At 37.2% G+C, this 20472-nt stretch carries 20 protein-coding genes and 1 pseudogene; 15 read left to right on the forward strand and 6 right to left on the reverse strand.

From position 1 onward, the window contains the following. Nucleotides 1-35: 35 nt before the first annotated feature. Together B0186_RS02200 and B0186_RS02205 are read right to left on the reverse strand one after the other, a co-directional pair. Entirely contained in the window at nt 36-839 is an 804-nt protein-coding gene (locus B0186_RS02200) for a tyrosine-type recombinase/integrase (RefSeq protein ID WP_078217768.1), read from the reverse strand. Nucleotides 840-925: 86 nt separating this feature from the next. Continuing rightward, complete coding sequence (locus tag B0186_RS02205) at nt 926-2032, reverse strand: porin (protein ID WP_078217769.1); 1107 nt, start codon at nt 2030-2032, stop codon at nt 926-928. A gap of 556 nt (nt 2033-2588) precedes the next feature. Between B0186_RS02205 and B0186_RS02210 the strand changes: the two genes are divergently transcribed. From B0186_RS02210 to paeA, 7 genes are all read left to right on the forward strand, one after another. After that, nucleotides 2589-3677 carry a porin gene (locus tag B0186_RS02210; protein ID WP_078217770.1) on the forward strand — a complete coding sequence of 363 codons (1089 nt, stop codon included), beginning with the start codon at nt 2589-2591 and terminating at the stop codon, nt 3675-3677. A gap of 153 nt (nt 3678-3830) precedes the next feature. Next, on the forward strand, nt 3831-4871 hold the full coding sequence (mltG, locus tag B0186_RS02215; RefSeq protein ID WP_078217771.1) for an endolytic transglycosylase MltG: 1041 nt from the start codon (nt 3831-3833) through the stop codon (nt 4869-4871). A gap of 9 nt (nt 4872-4880) precedes the next feature. Continuing rightward, nucleotides 4881-5513, forward strand: a complete 633-nt coding sequence (gene tmk, locus B0186_RS02220; protein ID WP_078217772.1) for a dTMP kinase — start codon at nt 4881-4883, stop codon at nt 5511-5513. Then, a complete protein-coding gene (locus B0186_RS02225; protein ID WP_078217773.1) occupies nt 5506-6495 on the forward strand; it encodes a DNA polymerase III subunit delta' in 990 nt (329 codons plus the stop codon). Before tmk ends, B0186_RS02225 begins: the two co-directional genes overlap by 8 nt. Nucleotides 6496-6503: 8 nt before the next feature. After that, nucleotides 6504-7286 (forward strand): YchF/TatD family DNA exonuclease, encoded by a 783-nt coding sequence (locus tag B0186_RS02230; protein WP_078217774.1) that lies wholly within the window; start codon nt 6504-6506, stop codon nt 7284-7286. A gap of 27 nt (nt 7287-7313) precedes the next feature. Then, nucleotides 7314-7841: a DUF1523 family protein gene (locus B0186_RS02235; protein ID WP_078217775.1), complete on the forward strand. Its 528-nt coding sequence runs from the start codon at nt 7314-7316 to the stop codon at nt 7839-7841. A 66-nt stretch (nt 7842-7907) separates the two neighbouring features. Beyond that, entirely contained in the window at nt 7908-9197 is a 1290-nt protein-coding gene (paeA, locus tag B0186_RS02240; protein WP_078217776.1) for a polyamine export protein PaeA, read from the forward strand. A gap of 58 nt (nt 9198-9255) precedes the next feature. Here paeA and B0186_RS02245 read toward each other — a convergent pair whose 3' ends face one another. Further along, nucleotides 9256-9825 carry an acetate uptake transporter gene (locus B0186_RS02245; RefSeq protein ID WP_078217777.1) on the reverse strand — a complete coding sequence of 190 codons (570 nt, stop codon included), beginning with the start codon at nt 9823-9825 and terminating at the stop codon, nt 9256-9258. A gap of 257 nt (nt 9826-10082) precedes the next feature. Between B0186_RS02245 and adhE the strand changes: the two genes are divergently transcribed. The 4 genes from adhE (at nt 10083) to B0186_RS02265 (ending at nt 14987) form a co-directional block, all read left to right on the forward strand. Then, on the forward strand, nt 10083-12707 hold the full coding sequence (gene adhE / locus B0186_RS02250) for a bifunctional acetaldehyde-CoA/alcohol dehydrogenase (RefSeq protein ID WP_078217821.1): 2625 nt from the start codon (nt 10083-10085) through the stop codon (nt 12705-12707). A 136-nt stretch (nt 12708-12843) separates the two neighbouring features. Next, nucleotides 12844-13536, forward strand: coding sequence for a 16S rRNA pseudouridine(516) synthase RsuA (gene rsuA, locus B0186_RS02255; protein ID WP_078217778.1), 693 nt, complete (start codon nt 12844-12846; stop codon nt 13534-13536). A gap of 11 nt (nt 13537-13547) precedes the next feature. Continuing rightward, on the forward strand, nt 13548-14747 hold the full coding sequence (locus B0186_RS02260; protein ID WP_078217779.1) for a Bcr/CflA family multidrug efflux MFS transporter: 1200 nt from the start codon (nt 13548-13550) through the stop codon (nt 14745-14747). Between the two features lie 9 nt (nt 14748-14756). Continuing rightward, nucleotides 14757-14987 carry a zinc ribbon domain-containing protein gene (locus B0186_RS02265; RefSeq protein WP_078217780.1) on the forward strand — a complete coding sequence of 77 codons (231 nt, stop codon included), beginning with the start codon at nt 14757-14759 and terminating at the stop codon, nt 14985-14987. 58 nt (nt 14988-15045) lie between these two features. Here B0186_RS02265 and dtd read toward each other — a convergent pair whose 3' ends face one another. The 3 genes and pseudogenes from dtd to B0186_RS02280 form a co-directional block, all read right to left on the reverse strand. Continuing rightward, complete coding sequence (gene dtd, locus B0186_RS02270) at nt 15046-15480, reverse strand: D-aminoacyl-tRNA deacylase (RefSeq protein ID WP_078217781.1); 435 nt, start codon at nt 15478-15480, stop codon at nt 15046-15048. Further along, nucleotides 15477-16343, reverse strand: a complete 867-nt coding sequence (locus B0186_RS02275) for a virulence factor BrkB family protein (RefSeq protein ID WP_078217782.1) — start codon at nt 16341-16343, stop codon at nt 15477-15479. Before B0186_RS02275 ends, dtd begins: the two co-directional genes overlap by 4 nt. After that, nucleotides 16319-16825: pseudogene (locus tag B0186_RS02280) on the reverse strand (YchJ family protein). The gene B0186_RS02275 and the pseudogene B0186_RS02280 overlap by 25 nt, the downstream one beginning before the upstream one ends. A 119-nt stretch (nt 16826-16944) precedes the next feature. Here B0186_RS02280 and B0186_RS02285 point away from each other — a divergent pair. The 4 genes from B0186_RS02285 (at nt 16945) to B0186_RS02300 (ending at nt 20465) form a co-directional block, all read left to right on the forward strand. After that, complete coding sequence (locus tag B0186_RS02285; protein ID WP_078217783.1) at nt 16945-18444, forward strand: helicase HerA-like C-terminal domain-containing protein; 1500 nt, start codon at nt 16945-16947, stop codon at nt 18442-18444. 110 nt (nt 18445-18554) lie between these two features. Beyond that, nucleotides 18555-19181, forward strand: coding sequence for a YchE family NAAT transporter (locus tag B0186_RS02290; RefSeq protein ID WP_078217784.1), 627 nt, complete (start codon nt 18555-18557; stop codon nt 19179-19181). A gap of 113 nt (nt 19182-19294) precedes the next feature. Beyond that, nucleotides 19295-20203: a glycine--tRNA ligase subunit alpha gene (gene glyQ, locus B0186_RS02295; protein WP_078217785.1), complete on the forward strand. Its 909-nt coding sequence runs from the start codon at nt 19295-19297 to the stop codon at nt 20201-20203. A gap of 1 nt (nt 20204) precedes the next feature. Further along, nucleotides 20205-20465: a hypothetical protein gene (locus B0186_RS02300; RefSeq protein ID WP_078217786.1), complete on the forward strand. Its 261-nt coding sequence runs from the start codon at nt 20205-20207 to the stop codon at nt 20463-20465. Nucleotides 20466-20472 lie beyond the last annotated feature (7 nt).

The following is a 20472-nucleotide window of genomic DNA, read 5'->3' on the forward strand; positions in this document are numbered from 1 at the left end:
GAGCAACTTGCTTTGCCCGAAATCTTGCTTTGAATTTACCAATCCACAATCTTATTAATAAGCGCTTTTTGTTCCTCATTTGTTCTTCGCAAATAAATTCGAGTAGTTTGGATATTTTCATGCCCCAACAAGTCTGCGAGTAAACTAATGTCATTTAGACGAGTCAAAAAACTTTTTGCAAAACGATGGCGAAAAGAATGTGGATAAACTGAAGTAGAAGGAATTTTGTAGCGTTTAGCCTGAGCTTTTAATTGAGCTGAAATGCCTCTCGTACTAATGGGCTTGCCAAAACGATTTAAAAATAAAAAATCATGTTTTTCTTGGCGTGTGTTGAGCCAGTTTAAACATTCTTGTTGTAGCGAGGTTGGGATATAAATACGCCGAATTTTATTTCGTTTACTACAAAGATCCGCATAACCTTGCTCAATATGTTGATGGCGAATTTGGATTAACTCACTTATTCGCATCCCTGTTGATGCAAGGAAATGAATAACAAAATAATCTCGTTGTTTGCCATCCTTTTTAAGTTTTTGTTTGAAGTAAGTATAGTTTTCTTCACTAATGACATTGTCTAGAAAATAACTTTGTTGTACTTTGAGTAAACTTAATTGCCATTTTGCCTTACCAATAAATTCTAAATAAAAATTGACCGCTCTTAATCTCAAATTAATGGTTTGAGGTTTATAACGATCTAACATAAAGCACTTATATTGACTAAGGGTTTTGGGGGAAATCGTTGAATAATGCTGATGAAATTGCTGTATAGCAAAAACATAGGCTTTAATCGTATTGGGCGCAAAATTGCGTTCAGTTAGATAGTTTTGAAAAGTGTTTATCATAAAATTTCCTCTGTTTGTTGGAGATATTTATGATAAAAAAGACCCGCACTTTTGTACGGGTCAGAGAAGACATTAGTTTCAAGCGATTAGAACATTACACGTGCACCAACTAACACACGGTGATTTTTCTTCAACTCTGTTCCACCTTGTTTCACTTTACCTGTACCACCTTCTAAGTAAACAGAAACATACTTGTTAAATTTATGGTCAGCACCAATCATCCAACCACGCATTTTAACCTTATCAGCATCTGGGTTAGCTTTTTTCGCTGTACCGAAGTAGTATTGTGAGTAAAGTGCGTTTTGTGGCGTTACATTCACTTTCAAACCAACTAAGAAACGGTTGTTTTGGTTAAATGGACCGCCTGCATTCGCAATTTTTTGGAATCCAATATGATCAGTTTCTTGATCTTTGCTTGCTTTACCATAAGCCCAGTCTAAACCAAGGGTTACAATGTTATATTTCACATCGAAACCCACACCAGCACGTTTTAATTTAAATTCATTTGCTTTAGTTCCGTCATTTGACTGAGTAACTTCTGTATAACCTGAACCAAAGCGAACTGCTACATCACCAAATTGACCGTCATAGAATAAACCTAAGCCATAACCTTGACCTTCATTCCATGCAGTACCATTAGTTGGATTTCCAGTAGCATTAGTTACTGAGCCTGCACTTGATGATTTGTTTTTGTCTGAATTACCAAAGTAGTAGTCTGCTGCAAAACGTACACCAGCGAATTTAGCTGACATAAAGTGCGCTGCTTTTTTGTGACTATCAAAGAATACGTTACCACCCCAATCGTAAGTGTAGTTAGCTTTAGGAATGTGGTCACCTAAATGTAATTGGCTACCAAAAGTTAAAGTACCAATATCTTTATGAATTAAACCTGCATATAAACGATGAGTACGGAAATCTGAGCCAATAGAGTTTGCATTTCCATTATCTTTAGAGAAACGTAGTTCAACACCACCGTATGCACTAAAGCCAGCACCAATTTCTTGATATGCGCGTACACGTAAACGAGAACCTACATCACGTAAATCCGTACGGTTATCCTTGTCATTTCTTAACTCAAAGTGTAAACGACCATCGATGTCAATTTTAGCGCCATCTTTTTGGTAAACTACAGCTGCGTTTGCTGAAGTGGCTGCTACTGCCGCTACTGCCAATGCGATAAGTGTCTTTTTCATAATGTACTTCCTTTGTTGGAGTTTTTATTTGAAAGAATAAAGATTTATTCATTTCGACCTATAAAAAATATTATGAGAAATATTCTTTTATTTTTAAGGAAAGTATTTATTTGATTTCTTTACAAAAAATAGATCTAAATTACATACATCTTTTTTGTAAAAATTAATTATAAATGTGATCAATCTCACAAAATTAAGTAAAAAATGGCAATATTAAATAAATAATGAAGTAAAGTTTAAAAACTCCAAATGAAGACGAATAAATATCTTTTAAATCAATTAGTTAAAATTTTATTTGGTTTAAATAAAAGTACAAATATGTGATCTATGTAACATTTTTATGTTGCTTGATAATAACCTTAAGTTATTGTTATATAAGGATATTGGTGTATTTTCAAAAAGTTCCCTGTTTTTGACAAAAAATTTTTGCTTGATTATCATTGGCTCCGAAAAGAAGTTATAGAGTTGTATCAAAACTTCTTATAATATTTTTTATAGGTCGAAATGAATAAATCTTTATTCTTTCAAATAAAAACTCCAACAAAGGAAGTACATTATGAAAAAGACACTTATCGCATTGGCAGTAGCGGCAGTAGCAGCAACTTCAGCAAACGCAGCTGTAGTTTATCAACAAGATGGCACTAAAGTAGAAGTGGGCGGCTCTATTCGTTTACATTTAAACAAAAAAACTGACAAACGTGCAGACCTATCAGACAATGGTTCTCGTATCATTGTTAAAGGTTCTCATGATTTAGGTGAAGGCCTTTCTGTATTAGGTTACACTGAATTAGGTTTTGCGGGCGAATTAGGTAGCGGTGGCGTAACAACTCGTCGTTTATATGCAGGTGTAGCGCATAAAGATATTGGTACTTTAACTTTTGGTAAACAATTAACCACTGCAGATAACTTCGGTGTTGCAGATCCAACATATCCATTTGGTGGTGTTTGGGCGAGCTTCCAGAAAGGTAGTGCATATAATGCACTTGTAGCAGAATTTACAAAAGTTATGGAAGCTAATAAAGCTCAAGATAATAAAACCAAAAAGGATAATTATGCAGAAGCAAAACATGGCTTAGAGCTTGTCAACGCATTAACTAGTAACCATTTTGTTACTGAGAGCAACAAAGTTATCAAATTCCAATCTAAGAGCTTTAACGGTTTCTCTGTAGGTGCTGACTATGTATTTGGTGACTCAGATAAAACTAAAGTAAACAACAATGCTTACATCCTTGGCTTATTCTACGACAATACTTTCGATGGCGTAAATGTGAAAGCGGAAGTAGGTTATACATACAGAAAACTTGCTGAAGATGTGAAAGCGAAATCTTTCAAAACAGGTTTGGGTGTGGGTGCTAACGGTTTATTCGTTGGTGTTGACTACGCAAGAACAAAAATTACAGATGTGAAAGCAGTTCATGCATTCCAAGTGGGCGCAAATTATCAATTTACAGAAATGGCGAAAGTATATTCAGCATATCGCTATACAAAATTTGATGAGATTAAAGAAAAAGGCTTTGCATTCGGTGTGGGATACAAACCACATAAATTGGTTGAAACTTTCGTAGAGTACAATACTTTCAAAGTGTCAAACGTAAAAGCAAAACGTGACAATGCATTATACTTAGGTGCACGTGTTCACTTCTAATAGTCAGAAACTAATGTCTTTAACAATTGACCCGTACAAAAGTGCGGGTCTTTTTTTCTATTTTTTGAGTTGATAATTATCAATAAGAATTCACCGCACTTTTCCCTTAGCTATGATAAACTTATTTCTCTTCTTTTAAGCCCGTTATTTGTTATGAAAAAATTTTTATTTATTTTATTGTTGCTTGCTTGTTGTGTTTCTGGCGGTATGTTTTGGGCATATTGGCAAATCAATGAATTTGTAAAGCAACCTGTTAATGTTAAAGAAGAACAACTTTTAACTGTTTCTCGAGGAACGACTGGTAATAAACTCGCTACATTATTAGAAAATGAAGGTTTACTTGAAAATGGTAAATGGCTACCTTGGTTACTTAAATTAAAACCTGAATTAAATAAAATTAAAGCTGGCACTTATTCCTTAGCGAATGTAAAAAATATTCAAGATTTACTTGATGTGCTTAATCAAGGTAAAGAGGCACAATTTAACGTTCAGTTTATTGAAGGACAACGTTTTCAAAACTGGCGTAAAAGTTTAGAAAAAGCACCGCATTTACAGCAAACGTTACAAGGAAAATCTGAGCAAGAGATTTTTGCTTTGTTAGATTTGCCTGATTATTCAAAAGCTATTCATGAATGGAAAAATCTTGATGGCTGGTTATATCCAGATACTTATAGTTATACCCCAAACTCCACGGATTTAGCCTTATTAAAACGTGCGGCAGATCGTACTATAAAAGCATTAGATCAGGCTTGGCAGCAAAGAGAGGCTAATTTACCACTGAAAGATCCTTACGAAATGTTAATTCTAGCTTCTATTGTGGAAAAAGAAACCGCACTCAGTTCGGAACGAGCGAAAGTCGCTGGTGTTTTTGTTAATCGCTTAAATAAACAAATGAAATTGCAAACGGATCCCACGGTAATTTACGGTATGGGTGAGGAGTACAAAGGTAATATCCGCAAAAAAGATTTATCAACGCCAACACCTTATAATACTTATGTTATTGACGGCTTACCGCCAACACCGATTGCTATGGTAAGTGAAGAAAGTTTGTTGGCAGTGGCTAAGCCAGAACAGCATGACTATTTATATTTTGTCGCTGATGGAAATGGTGGGCATAAGTTTAGTAAAACCTTGGCAGAACATAATCGTGCCGTGCAAGAATATTTGCGTTGGTATCGTTCTCAATCAAAATAGTGAAATCGCATGAAAACAGGAAAATTTATTGTTATCGAAGGCTTAGAAGGTGCGGGGAAAAGCACCGCACTTGAAGTTGTTGTGGATACGTTGCAGCAATTTGGCATTAAGGACGTTGTTTTTACCCGTGAGCCTGGCGGTACGCCTTTAGCGGAGAAATTGCGTCATTTGATTAAACATGAAGTAGAGGAGCCTGTAACAGATAAAGCCGAATTGTTGATGTTATATGCGGCTCGTATTCAGTTGGTGGAAAATGTGATCAAGCCAGCCTTGGCACAAGGTAAGTGGGTCGTGGGGGATCGTCATGATTTATCTTCGCAGGCTTATCAAGGTGGTGGTCGAGGATTAGATCAGAATTTAATGGCGACACTGAAAAGTGCGGTGCTAGGCGAGTTTAAACCTGATTTCACCTTATATCTTGATGTTGATGCTGAAATTGGTTTAGCGAGAGCAAGAGGGCGTGGTGCTTTGGATCGTATTGAGCAACAAAATTTAGATTTTTTCCACCGCACCCGAGCAAGATATTTACAATTAGTGCAACAAGATCCTCAAGCGGTTTTAATTAATGCGGAGCAATCTATTGAGCTAGTGAGCGAAGATATTCGTCAAGCTGTACAAAAATTTATCGAAGAAAATGCATAATTTATATCCTTGGTTACAACCTTATTATCAACAAATTCTGCAACCTTTTTTACTAGGAAAAGGGCATCATGCGTTGCTGTTTAAAGCGGAGCAAGGTATTGGTGCAGAGCAATTAATTGAGAATATTGCTGCTTGGTTAATGTGCCAACAAACTGAGGACTCTCAACCTTGCGGGCATTGCCATAGTTGTGCTTTGTTTCAAGCTGGCAATCATCCTGATTTTTATCGTCTTGAACCTATCGAAAACAAGGATATTGGCGTTGAGCAAGTACGAGAAATTAATGAAAAAGTCAGTCAATTTGCACAACAAGGCGGAAATAAAGTGGTGCTTATTCGTCAAGCAGATCGTTTAACCGAAAGTGCCGCCAATGCGTTGCTCAAAACCTTGGAAGAACCAAGAGCACAAACTTATTTTTTATTACAAGTGGATTTTTCCGCAAGGTTGTTAGCGACCATTTATAGTCGTTGTCAGGCATGGATTATTAATACTCCAAAAGTGGAGCTAGGACTTGCTTGGTTGCAACAGTATCGGCAGGAAAATATAGCAGATTTACAAACCGCACTTCGTATTAATTATAATCGTCCATTGCTCGCTTTAGCTTGTTTAGAGCAAGGCTTATTAGAAAAACGCACAGCATTTTTACGTCAATTTTGGGTGTTTTATATTCGCCGTTCTCCTTTGGAATTATTACCGCACTTTACAAAAGAAGACGTCTTTTTACAGTTAGATTGGATTAGTGCATTTTTACATGATGTGCTTAAAGAAAAGTTAGGCATCCAACAAGGTTGGATAAGCCAAGATTTAGCTCGAGGCATTTTGCAATTTAATGAACAGCAAAGTGTGGAAGGCTTACTAAAAGCCAATCAAATTATGCAAAAAGTGCGGTTGGATTTAACCCAAATAAATGGGGTTAATCAGGAATTAATTTTATTAGATGGACTAACCCGTTTAGTCACAGATGTATTTGAAAGAAAAGAATAGGAAAAAAGATGTTTATTGTTGATAGCCATTGTCATCTTGACGCTTTAGATTATGAAAATTTACACAAAGATATTGCTGATGTTGTGAATAAGGCAAAACAGCGAGATGTTAAACATCTATTGGCTATAGGTGTAACATTGAGCCGTTTTGAACAGGCTTATGCGCAATTAGCGCCATTTCAAGAAGTTTCCCTTGCTTGTGGTGTGCATCCTTTAGATTTAGATGATGAGCCTTTTGATTACCAACGCTTATTGCGTTTGGCGCAAGATGAAAAAGTCATTGCCATAGGTGAAATGGGATTGGATTATTATTACAGCCTTGAAAACAAGGCATTGCAACAATCCGTTTTCGCTCAGCAAATAGAAATTGCTAATCAACTGGCGAAACCTGTAATTGTGCATACACGTTCAGCTCGGGAAGATACTATTGCTATTTTGCGAGAAAATAATGCACAAAAGTGCGGTGGTGTTTTGCATTGTTTTACAGAAAATTGGGATATGGCAAAGCAAGCCTTGGATTTAGGTTTCTATATTTCCATTTCAGGCATTATTACTTTTAAGAATGCGGAAGAATTGCGTGATGTGGTACGTCAGGTACCATTAGATCGTTTGTTGGTGGAAACTGATAGCCCTTACTTAGCACCTGTGCCTTATCGTGGTAAACAAAATCAACCAGCTTATACTCGTGAGGTTTGTGAATATGTTGCAACATTGAAAGGTTTATCTGCTGAAGATTTTGCGCAAATTACTACACAAAACTTCGAGCGTTTATTCAAGATTAATGTACAATAAAGCGTCTATTTATTGAGGGATTTACTGATGAGAAAAGTGTTTAAGAAAATATTTTTAACTTTGTTATTGTTATTCCACGGCTTTTTATTTGCTGTGGTGAATTATGTTACGCCTCATTATGAAGTGACGAGAGTGACGGGGGTAGAGGTTAAGCGTGTTGATAAAGATGGACCTATTACCAAAGCAAACCCAGCAGATGGTCCAACTCGTGATGTGTATTATATTTACACGCAAAAACCGAATGAGGAAAAAGTCATGGTGTATCGTAATGAAGATACACGCTGGAGTTTTCCATTTTATTTTAAATTTGGCTCTGCAGATTTACAGGCAAAAGCGCAAAGTTTTTCCGTTGATCATAAGTTAGTCGAAGTTAAATATTATGGCTGGCGTTTAGTGATGTTTGACGAATTTCGCAACGCAGTATCAGTTAAAGAAGTAACGGCTGATGAAGGCGTTTCACATTCTATTTTGGCTTATATTTTGTATGCCTTTTTATTGATTAGCTTATTTTTCTCTGTGCAATTTGTGCGTGGTTGGTTTGATAGTGAGAAATAATTCCCAATTTGGACAATAAGCCTCTATGTTAATTAGAGGCTATTTTGATTTTAGGCATTGAAGGTTATGAGTATATTACAAGCAATATTGATTATTATTGGTTTAATTATTATAAGTGCGGTGGTTTCTGCGGCAGAAATTTCTTTAGCTGGCGCACGTAAATTAAAATTGCAAACCTTGGCGAATGAAGGTGATAAGCGAGCAATGCAAGTTTTAAAATTGCAAGAACATCCGGGGCGCTTTATTACTGTGGTACAAATCGGTTTAAATATGGTGGCAATTTTTGGCGGTATTGTGGGCGAAAGCGCTATTCGCCCATTCTTACAAGACATATTGAGCCATTATACTCAAGCCACTTGGTTGGAAAGTGCGGCATCTTGGTTGGCTTTTATTTTAGTAACTATTTCTTTTGTTCTTTTTGCTGATTTAATGCCAAAACGTTTAGCGATGATCAGTCCAGAAAAAGTGGCATTATCAACAGTCAGCATCATGTCTTTTTGTATTTTTATCTTTAAACCTTTAGTTTTGATCTTTGACACTATTGCGAATGGTATTTTTCGTTTATTGGGGATTTCTACTGTGCGAGAGGACAGCATGACTTCGGAGGATATTGTCGCCATTGTTGATGCGGGCGCTGAGGCTGGCGTGTTAAAAGCGCAGGAACATTATTTGATTGAAAATATCTTTGAAATGCAAGAGCGTACAGTGACATCCACCATGACAACTCGTGAAAATATTGTATTTTTAGACCGCACTTTTGATCGTGAGCAAGTGATTACCACCATTAAAAATACGCCACATTCCAAATTGCTTATTTGTGATCATGGGTTAGATAAAATCTTAGGTTACGTGGAAAGTCATAATTTATTGACCTTGTATTTGCAAGAACAGCAAGTTTCTTTAACTGAACCTAGAATTTTACGTAAGGCATTGTTTATTCCTGATACTCTTTCTCTATATGAAGTATTGGAGTTGTTTAAATCTTCTGGTGAGGATTTTGCAGTAATCGTCAATGAATATGCGCTTGTAGTGGGTATTGTTACGTTAAATGATGTGATGAGTATCGTAATGGGGGAACTTGTTTCTAATGAAGAAGAGCAAATTATTCGCCGAGATGAGACCTCTTGGTTAATTGATGGGGCAACCCCATTGGAGGATGTAGCTCGTGCGCTAGAAATTGCAGAATTCCCTAGGGAAGAAAATTACGAAACAATCGGCGGATTTATGATGTATATGTTGCGTAAAATTCCGAAAAAGACTGATTTTGTTTTATATGACAGATATAAATTTGAAATTATTGATACTGAGAACTTTAAGATTGATCAGTTAATGGTATCTCTAAGACAGGATATTTAATCTGAGAAAAAGTAGGGCGAAATAAAAATTTCGCCCTTTTGGTATCTTCTATACAGAATTATTTTTTAGGTTCGCCAATAGGCAATACAGTTCTGCCAAAACTTTCATTAATAATATCCGCAGCAGCTAAATAGAATGCTAAAAGTGCGGTCAATAAACCAAAGTTTCCACCAATTTGGCTAAGGCTGTGATTGCCTGTGAAATCGCCAGCTGCAAGCAAATAGAATGTGATTGTTAATGCGAGGAAAATCGCTTGTAATGCACGTGCTTTTGCTAACGTACCGATAAACATCATTAATGTGAATGTTCCCCACGCAGTTAAATACCAACCAACGAAAGGTAAAGTTACGCCTTGTGTGAAAAACACTTTAAATAAAGCAAAAGTCCACCAGAATGCACCGTAGCTAGTGAAGGCAGTGAAACCAAAAGTGTTACCTTTTTTGTATTCAAACATACCTGCGATCATTTGAGTTGTTCCACCGAAAGCAAAGCCCATTGCGAGTACTAAGCCTAAGTTTTCTGCACCGAATGTACCATTATTAATTAAGCTTAATAACCAAGTTGTTAATGCAAATCCACATAAGCCCAATGGCGCAGGATTAGCTAAATTGTCTTTTGTTGCTGACATTGTTTGTCCTTTAATTGAGTAAATAAAAAAAAGGCGCTATTATCTATGATTTTATTGTATAAATAAAGGGCTTGTTACATTAAAAAACATCAAGTTAAAATCCTTTTAAGTATTTGTAAAATAAACGTTTTAATCCTATTTTTATGCTTGATCTAGATCATGTCTTATACTGAATTTTTAACTTGCATAACTCCAAGTGATTATAATTTACTCCAGTTAAATTATTAAATTTTTTTAAACTTTTAGGAGAAAACATGATGAATAATGCGGTTGAAAATACGCTAAGTCCAGCTCAAATCGAGGTTAATAGCTTAGTTGAAAAAGGCTTGATTGCTTTAGAAGAATTCCGCCAATTGAACCAACAACAAGTGGATTATATTGTTGCTAAGGCATCTGTAGCAGCGCTAGATAAACATGGTGTGTTAGCTATGCACGCCTATGAAGAAACTGGGCGTGGAGTTTTTGAAGATAAAGCGACAAAAAATCTTTTCGCTTGTGAGTATGTCGTAAATAATATGCGCAATTTAAAAACTGTTGGCGTTATCAGTGAGGATGACGTTACTGGTATTACAGAAATTGCGGATCCTGTTGGTGTTGTGTGTGGGATTACGCCAACGACTAACCCTACATCGACAGCGATTTTTAAATCCCTTATCGCATTGAAAACACGTAATCCAATTGTTTTCGCATTTCACCCTTCAGCACAACAATCTTCTGCTCATGCAGCACGTGTTGTTTATGAAGCTGCGGTTGCGGCTGGCGCACCTAAAAACTGTATTCAATGGATTGAAAAGCCATCAATGGAAGGAACTGCGGCATTGATGAAACACCCAGGAATTGCCACTATTTTGGCGACTGGTGGTAATGCGATGGTTGAGGCTGCTTATTCTTGTGGTAAACCCGCACTTGGGGTTGGAGCTGGAAACGTGCCTGCTTATGTAGAAAAAACCGCAGATATTAAACAAGCGACCCATGATATTGTAATGTCGAAATCCTTTGATAACGGGATGATTTGTGCTTCCGAGCAAGCTGCTATTGTTGATGCTGAAGTTTATGATGAATTTGTTGCTGAAATGAAATCTTATGGCGTGTATTTCGTGAATAAAAAAGAAAAAGCCATGTTAGAAGAATTTATTTTTGGCGTGAAAGCAAATAGTGCAAATTGCGGTGGTGCAAAATTAAATGCTAATGTTGTGGGTAAACCTGCTACTTGGATTGCGGAGCAAGCTGGATTTACTGTTCCGGAAAAAACCAATATTTTGGCGGCAGAATGTAAAGAAGTTGGCGAAAAAGAGCCTTTGACACGTGAAAAACTTTCTCCTGTATTAGCTATTTTAAAATCAAACTCTACGGAGCAAGGATTTGCTTTATCTGAAGCGATGGTAAATTTTCATGGCTTAGGTCATTCTGCTGCTATCCATACAAAAGATGCTGATTTAGCAAAACAATATGGCGAAAGAGTGAAGGCAATTCGTGTTATTTGGAATTCACCTTCAACCTTTGGTGGTATTGGCGATGTGTATAACTCTTTCCTTCCTTCATTGACTTTAGGTTGTGGTTCCTATGGTAAGAACTCTGTGGGTAACAACGTAAGTGCGGTCAATTTATTAAATATTAAACGAGTAGGAAGACGGAGAAATAATATGCAATGGTTTAAAGTGCCTTCAAAAATCTACTTTGAACGTGATTCAATTCAATATTTACAATCCATGAAGGGTATGGAACGTGTTGTGATTGTAACGGATCGCACTATGGTTGATTTGGGCTTTGTAGAAAAAATCGCAAATCAAATTACTGCTCGTGGCAATCATGTGACATATCAATTATTTGCTGATGTCGAGCCAGATCCAAGTATCGAAACAGTGCGCCGTGGTGTTGAGCTTATTCGTAGTTATAAACCCGATACCATTATTGCGTTAGGCGGTGGTTCATCAATGGATGCGGCTAAAGTAATGTGGTTATTCTATGAGCAACCTGAAGTAGATTTCCGTGATTTAGTACAAAAATTTATGGATATTCGTAAACGTGCGTTTAAATTCCCACAATTAGGGCGTAAAGCTCGTTTTGTAGGAATTCCGACAACATCAGGTACAGGTTCGGAAGTGACGCCATTTGCAGTAATTACTGAGGGAGATAAAAAATATCCAATTGCAGATTATTCATTAACTCCAACAGTTGCCATTGTTGATCCAGCTTTAGTTATGACCGTGCCTTCACATGTTGCAGCAGATACGGGTTTAGATGTGTTAACCCATGCAACAGAGGCTTATGTTTCTGTTTTAGCTAATGACTTTACTGATGGTTTAGCGTTACAAGCAATTAAATTAGTATTTGAAAACTTAGAAAAATCAGTGAAAGAAAAAGATGAGTATGCTCGTGAGAAAATGCACAATGCCTCAACCATGGCGGGTATGGCATTTGCGAATGCGTTCTTAGGCATGAACCATTCTTTAGCACACAAAATTGGTGGTCGTTTCCATACGCCACACGGACGTACTAATGCGATTTTGATGCCACACGTTATTCGTTATAACGGTACTCGTCCACAAAAAACAGCAACTTGGCCAAAATATAATTACTATAAAGCTGATGTGAAATACCAAGAAATTGCTCGTATGCTTGGTTTACCTTGTGCAACAGCAGAAGAAGGAGTGAAATCATTTGCACAGGCTTGTCATGATTTGGCGGCTCGTGTTGGTATTAAAATGTCTTTCAAAGAGCAAGGAATTGATGAACAAACATGGATGAACGCTCGTCGTGAAATCGCTTTACTTGCCTTTGAAGATCAATGCTCGCCAGCAAATCCTCGTTTGCCAGTAGTATCTGATATGGAAGTCATTTTAACCAATGCTTATGAGGGTTATGATCCAACTAAATACTAAGTTTTATATTTATTAAGGTTTGTTAGTTATAGGGGCATTTGCCCCTATTTTTTTGTGGGCGTGGATTTAATCTTGTACTCTTTTAGATCTTCATTTGAAGATAGGGTAGAATAGCAAGCTCGATTAAGGAGTTAGAATGAGATTAGATAAGTTTTTAGCGGAAAATACAGGCTTAACCCGTTCCCAAGCCACCAAAGCCTTGAGACAAAGTGCGGTAACAATTAACGGCAAAATTGAGAAAAGTGGTGCTACTAAAGTAACTGCACAAGATGAAATTTGTTTTGAAGGCGAAGTGTTGCCATGGGTTGAGGCTGGTCAATATATTATGTTTTACAAACCGCAAGGCTATGTTTGCTCCAATGATGATGGCGATTATCCAACCATTTATCAATTTTTTGATTATCCCCTAAATAACAAGTTACACAGTGCAGGTCGTCTTGATGTGGATACTACTGGCTTGGTTTTATTGACTGATGATGGGCAATGGTCACATCGTATTACCTCGCCAAAACATCAGTGTGAGAAAACTTATTTGGTTACTCTAGCGGATCCCGTGGAAGATCATTATCAGCAAGCTTGTGCAGAGGGAATTTTATTGCGTGGTGAAAAAATGCTAACTAAGCCAGCAAAATTAGAAATTTTAGATGATTATAATGTGAATTTAACCATTAGCGAGGGGCGTTATCATCAAGTAAAACGTATGTTTGCTGCACTTGGTAATAAAGTTGTGGGATTGCATCGTTGGAAGATTGGTCATATTGAATTAGATGAACAATTGCAAGAAGGCGAATTTCGCTCCTTAACAGAAGACGAAATTAATTATTTTTAGAAGGATATTTTTTGAATACAAAATCTCAAGTCAAAGCGAGTTTTATTTTTATTCTAACCTTGGGCATTTTATCCATGCTTCCTCCGCTTGGGGTGGATATGTATTTGCCGGCGTTCTTAAATATTGCTCAAGATATGAAAGTAAGTCCCGAGCAAGTGCAGCACACTCTAACTTTTTTTGCTTATGGTATGGCTGCTGGTCAATTATTTTGGGGGCCCGTTGGCGATAGCTATGGTCGTAAGCCTGTTATTTTATTAGGTGTAATTGTTGCCTCTATTACCGCACTTATTTTAACGGGCATTAATAATATTCAAAATTTCACCGCACTTCGTTTTATTCAAGGTTTTTTTGGTGCAGCGCCTGTGGTTTTATCAGGCGCTTTGCTGAGAGATTTGTTTAGTAAAAATGAGCTCTCTCGCATGATGTCCACTATTACCTTGGTGTTTATGGTTGCACCACTATTAGCGCCAATTATTGGTGGAAACCTTATGCGTTTCTTTCATTGGCATTCAATTTTTTATGTCATCTCAGCCATGGGATTCTTAAGTGCGGTATTGGTTTTATGTGTTATCCCAGAAACCCATAAAAAAGAAAACCGTATTCCACTTAGATTGAATGTAATTGCTCGTAACTTTTTTACGCTGTGGAAACAAAAAGAAGTGTTGGGTTATATGTTCATGTCAGCTTTTGGGTTTGGTGGATTATTTGCTTTTGTAACGGCCGGTTCCATTGTTTATATTGGGCTTTATGGTATTGCAGTTGAGAATTTTGGTTATTTCTTTATGTTGAACATAGGAATAATGATAATTACCTCTTTTATCAATGGACGCTTAGTCCTAAAAGTCGGTGCTGAACGCATGTTACAGTTAGGCTTAATTGTGCAATTTATTGCAGGGATTTGGTTAGCATTAGTGGCTTTTTTAGATTTAGGTTTTTGGCCAATGGCAATTGGCATAGCTTTTTTTGTGGGACAAAATCCGCTCATCAGTTCTAATGCGATGGCGTCTATTTTAGAGAAATTTCCGAAAATGGCAGGTACATCAAATTCGATGGTTGGAAGTGTACGTTTTTGTATGGGGGCTGTGGTTGGCTCAATTGTTGCATTATTTGAAATGAAAACCGCAGCACCTATGATTTTAACCATGACTGTGTGTTCTCTATTGGCAGTAAGTTGCTATTATTTGCTGACTTATCGTCATTTAAACAAATAAAGGAATATTATGGCATTAACATCTTGCCCTGAATGTCGGCGTAAAATCAGTGAAAGTGCGGTTGCTTGTCCGCATTGTGGTTTTTCTTTTGATGAGGAAAATTTGGCGTTATATCGTGAAAAATTGGAACAGCGACGCTTGCATAATCAGGAAATTAATCGAAGAAGTAATAAAGTTCACTTATTCTGGTTGCTGGTGTTTTCCTTAGTGATTGGTGTTGCGAGTTGGTTGAATAATTAATTTCAGGTAAAAAAATGCCACTTGAAATCAGTGGCATAGATGTTAAAAGAGATGAGTTTTACACATTCAACCAAAAAGTCACAGGTCCATCATTCGTCAAACTCACTTGCATATCTGCCGCAAACTGTCCATTTTCGACCCGCACTTTTTCTGCACATTTCTGACTAAAATATTGGTAGAGTTCATTTGCAAGTTCAGGATTAGCACCTTTTGAAAAACTTGGTCTTAATCCTTTTTGTGTATCTGCAGCAAGGGTAAATTGCGACACAACTAACACTTCCCCACCAATTTGCTGTACGTTCAAATTCATTTTGTCATTTTCATCGGAGAAAATACGATAATTCAACACTTTTTCTGCTAATTTATCGGCTTTAGTTACATCATCATCTTTTTCTACACCAAGTAAAACTAACAATCCTTGCCCTATTTGCCCAACGATTTGTTGCTCAACTTCTACTTTGGCTTGGCTAACACGTTGAATTAAAGCTATCATTTTTTCTCCTTAATTTGTTCTATTTGAATATCTCCGCAATGAAGTGAACGCATATCTGCTAGCACAGCAGAAAGTTGTGCGCCTAATAAAATAGCTGTCCAACTGAGTTGGATCCAAAGCAACATAATGGGTAGGGTCGCCATTGCACCATAAATCAACTGATAAGAAGGGAAATTGGTGATGTACCAAGTAAAAGCTTGCTTACCTAAAGTGAAAAACACCGCGGCAATTAATGCTCCAGCTGCAGAATGTACAACACTCACTTTTTTGTTTGGTACAACCATATATAAAATAGTGAAAATAAACCAAGTTAAGAAAAATGGCAGTAACCCCAACAGCTTGATACCAATAGGCAAGCCTAAATCTTGTTCAAAAGTGCGGGTGGCAAATGTCGTGACATAAGTACTAATCCCTATACTTGTGGCAATAATAATTGGACCAAGGGTTAAGATTAGCCAATAAATTGCAAAGGAAAATACGGCTGGTCGTACGCTTGTATCATGCCAAATTGAGTTTAAGGTGCGATCGATAGAATTGATCAACATTAAGGCGACAACAATTAAACTAATAATACCAACCGCACTCATTTGTTTAGAGTTATTCACAAATTGATCGATATATTCCCCTACAACATCGCTAGCGGAGGGCGCAAAATTAGTAAAAATAAATTGTTTTAGCTCGCCAGTAACTTCATTAAAAACAGGAAATGCAGCAAAAATAGAAAAGAACACCATGATTGAAGGGACAAAGGCAAGCATGGTGCTATAAGTTAAATAGCCAGCGGCTTGGTTTAGCTTATTTTGTTTAAAGCGATACAAAAAGACCTTAAAAAAAGCAACTAGATTTCTGAGTAAAATTGACACAGCATTTCTCCACAACAATGTTTAAATTTCTTGCCAGAACCACAAATACAGCTTTGTTTCATGGTGGGTAACTTTACCGTTGGATCGGCAAAATACCAACGATGATCAATGAATACAAATAAAGATTTTTCATGGTGAACTTGATGCTCTCCATTATTAAAAAATGCCTTAAATTCTACCGCACTATGTGTTTTATCTAAATTTGCTTGATGTTCAATAATTTCCAAACCACACCATTGGGTTTATTCTGCCCATTGTAGTAAAGCATTTTTATCTAATAATGCCTGTTGGCTTGGCACAGTGGTTTGCACAATATAGTCGATTTTTTTCAATACATAAGCACTATAACGGGAACGCATCAATTGTTCTGCATTTTGTGCAAATGCAGATTGTCTATGTAAAGGTTCGCAACATTCAGCATAAGTTTGTCCCGATTGGCAAGGACAAGTTTGTTCCGAAAGTGCGGTTGAATTTTGTTGCATTTTCTTTATCTCAATCATAGTTAAGAGCGGTGCATTATAAATTCTAAATTTTTTGACCGCACTTATTTTTTTTCTTATCATTTCCGAGTTTTGAATACCGACAACCAAAAGGACAAATGATGCAATATTCTTTAGCGCAAAATGAACAAGGGCAAGTTTTAGGCATAACCGCCAAAATGGCAAACCGTCATGGTTTGATTGCTGGTGCAACTGGAACAGGAAAAACAGTGACGTTAAGAAAAATGGCTGAAGCATTTAGTGATGATGGCGTGCCAGTTTTTTTAGTTGATGTAAAAGGGGATTTATCGGGATTAGTGAAAGCTGGTGAATTTCAAGGAAAAGTCGCAGAACGCATTGAACAATTCCAATTAGGAAATGAAGGCTATTTAGCTGGCTATCCTGTTTCCTTTTGGGATGTATTTGGTGAAACTGGCATTCCGTTACGCACAACTATTTCTGAAATGGGACCGCTCTTGCTTGCGCATTTATTAAACTTAAATTCAACACAAGAAGGATTGCTAAATTTAGTTTTCAGAGTTGCTGATGATAAAGGATTATTGCTGATTGACCTTAAGGATTTACGTGCCATGCTCAAATTTGTGGGTGAAAATGCGAAAACTTTCCAATTAGAATATGGCAATATTTCTGTGGCAAGTGTCGGCGCTATTCAGCGTACTTTATTAGCCTTAGAAAATGAAGGTGCAAGTAAATTATTTGGTGAGCCTGCGCTTAATTTAGAAGATTGGTTACAAACTCGTGATGGACGTGGCGTGATTAATGTCTTAAATTCAGAAAAGCTAATTAATTCGCCAAAAATGTATAGTGCATTTTTACTTTGGTTAATGGCGGAGTTATTTGAAAACCTACCAGAAGTTGGCGATCCTGATAAGCCTAAATTTGTGATGTTTTTCGATGAAGCTCATTTGTTATTTGACGGAGCACCAGCAGTATTAGTGGAAAAAGTGGAGCAAGTTGTGCGCCTAATTCGTTCTAAAGGCGTTGGGATCTATTTTGTGACACAAAATCCATTAGATTTACCTGATACTGTATTAGGACAATTGGGTAACAGAGTTCAACATGCTTTACGAGCATTTACACCTCGTGATCAAAAAGCAGTTAAAGCCGCGGCAGAGACTTTCCGCTCTAATCCGAATGTCAATGTCGTTGACACTATTTCTACTTTAGGTGTTGGGCAAGCCTTAGTTTCTTTCCTTGATGAAAAAGGCATGCCAAGTCCTGTGGAAGTAGCTTATATTTATCCACCAAAAAGCCAATTAAAACCTTTAGCGCAAGAGGACCGTCATGCTTGGGTTAAAGATGATGATCTTTATCCTTATTATAATGACTATGTTGACAATATTTCAGCCTTTGAAATGTTGCAAGAACAAGCGGATCTTGCCGCTGTTGCGCAAAAGCAAGCGGAGCAAGCTCAAGAACAAGAAGAAAGTGGACTGATGGGGAGTTTAAGCCGAATGCTATTTGGTACTAAAAAGCGTGGCGAGAAACTTACCATAACAGAGCAAGTTGTAAGTAGTGTCGCAAAATCTGTTGGACGTAATATTCGAAATCAAGTTACTAAACAAATTATGCGTGGTATTTTAGGTGCTTTGAAAAAATAAATTAAGTCGAGTTAAAGGGGCATTAAATATGCTCCTTTTTTTGTTGGTACAAGCAAGTTAAATACGCATTTATTTCATCGCTAATCGGCATATAATGTATGTAATTTCTTATGGACTTTTCTATTTATCTACAATTTTTTATTGGCCTAATTGCATTGGTGAACCCAATTGGTGTGGTACCAATCTTCTATACTATGACGGCAGGCCAAAATCGTGCTCAACAAAATCATACCGCAATGATAACTTGTTTCTCTATTGTGGTGATTTTATTAGTGAGCTTTTATTTTGGTAATTTCATTTTAAGCTCCTTCAATATTTCCATTAATTCATTCCGAATTGCTGGCGGTATTGTTGTTGTGATGATCGCTTTAACCATGATCAACGGAAAAATTGGTGATCATAAAATTAATAAAGAGGAACAAAAAGAAGATTTCAGCGAAAAAGACAATATTGCTGTTGTGCCCTTAGCCATGCCAATTTTAGCTGGCCCGGGATCTATTAGTGCGACAATCGTATTTGGGTCTGGTCAACATTCATGGAGCGAATATTTATATTCATCGATTACCATCGCACTTTTTGGTTTAACCTGTTACATCTTATTCCGTTATTCAGAACCCGTTATCGAAAAACTCGGCAAGACTGGTTCAAATGTAATAACAAGGATTATGGGGTTATTACTGATGTCTTTAGGTGTTGAAATTATTACGACTGGATTGAAAAATTTAGGCGTGTTTTAGAATAATTTTGCAAAAAATACACCGCACTTTTTTAAGCCGATTTATGCTAAATCCAGATTTTTTCAGTATAATAGAGTACATTTTTGCATAACAATATGAGTTCAAGAGTTATTATGAGTACAAAATTTAACGTAAAAACCTTTCAAGGTATGATTCTCGCCCTACAAGATTACTGGGCAAGCCAAGGGGCAACTGTTGTTCAACCTTTTGATATGGAAGTCGGTGCTGGTACCTCTCACCCGATGACCTGTTTGCGTGCCCTAGGCCCTGAGCCAATGGCATTTGCTTATGTTCAGCCTTCACGCCGCCCAACAGACGGTCGTTACGGTGAAAACCCAAACCGCCTACAACATTACTACCAATTCCAAGTGGTGATTAAACCTTCGCCAGACAATATTCAAGAACTCTATTTAGACAGCTTAAAAATGCTCGGTTTCGACCCAACGCAAAATGACATTCGTTTTGTGGAAGATAACTGGGAAAACCCAACTTTAGGTGCTTGGGGCTTAGGCTGGGAAGTGTGGCTAAACGGTATGGAAGTGACACAATTCACCTACTTCCAACAAGTTGGCGGCTTAGAATGTAAACCCGTAACTGGCGAAATCACTTACGGTTTAGAGCGTTTAGCAATGTACATTCAAGGCGTGGACAGCGTTTACGATCTCGTTTGGTCTGATGGTCCACTCGGCAAAACGACCTATGGCGACGTATTCCACCAAAACGAAGTAGAGCAATCCACCTACAACTTTGAATATGCTAATACTGATTTCTTATTCTACTGCTTCGAACAGTACGAAAAAGAAGCTCAAGAGCTACTTGCCCTTGAAAAACCATTACCATTACCGGCTTACGAACGCATCTTAAAAGCAGCACACAGCTTTAACTTATTAGACGCTCGCAAAGCCATTTCCGTAACAGAACGCCAACGCTACATTTTACGCATTCGTGCCCTAACTAAAGGTGTTGCTGAAGCCTATTATGCAAGTCGTGAAGCCTTAGGGTTCCCAGGGTGTAAGAAATAAGATGGAAAAGCCAATTCTCTTTTTCGCCAATCTCTGCTCTGACACACCACCGTTCGTGGCAGAATTAGAATGTTTAAAGGTAGATTATGAAGCGGTGGAAATTATGTCTTCAATGGCAAATTTCAAACGTTTCTTAAAATTGCGAGATAATCACCCAGCCTTTGAGAAAGTTAAACAAAATGGTTATATCGGTATTCCAGCTTTAGTGTTGGGCGATGAGGTTTATCTAAATTTAAACGAGCTTGAACCGTTATTTAAGTAAGGAAATA

The sequence above is a fragment of the Canicola haemoglobinophilus genome (assembly GCF_002015075.1).
In the GTDB taxonomy this organism is placed as follows: Bacteria; Pseudomonadota; Gammaproteobacteria; order Enterobacterales; family Pasteurellaceae; genus Canicola; species Canicola haemoglobinophilus.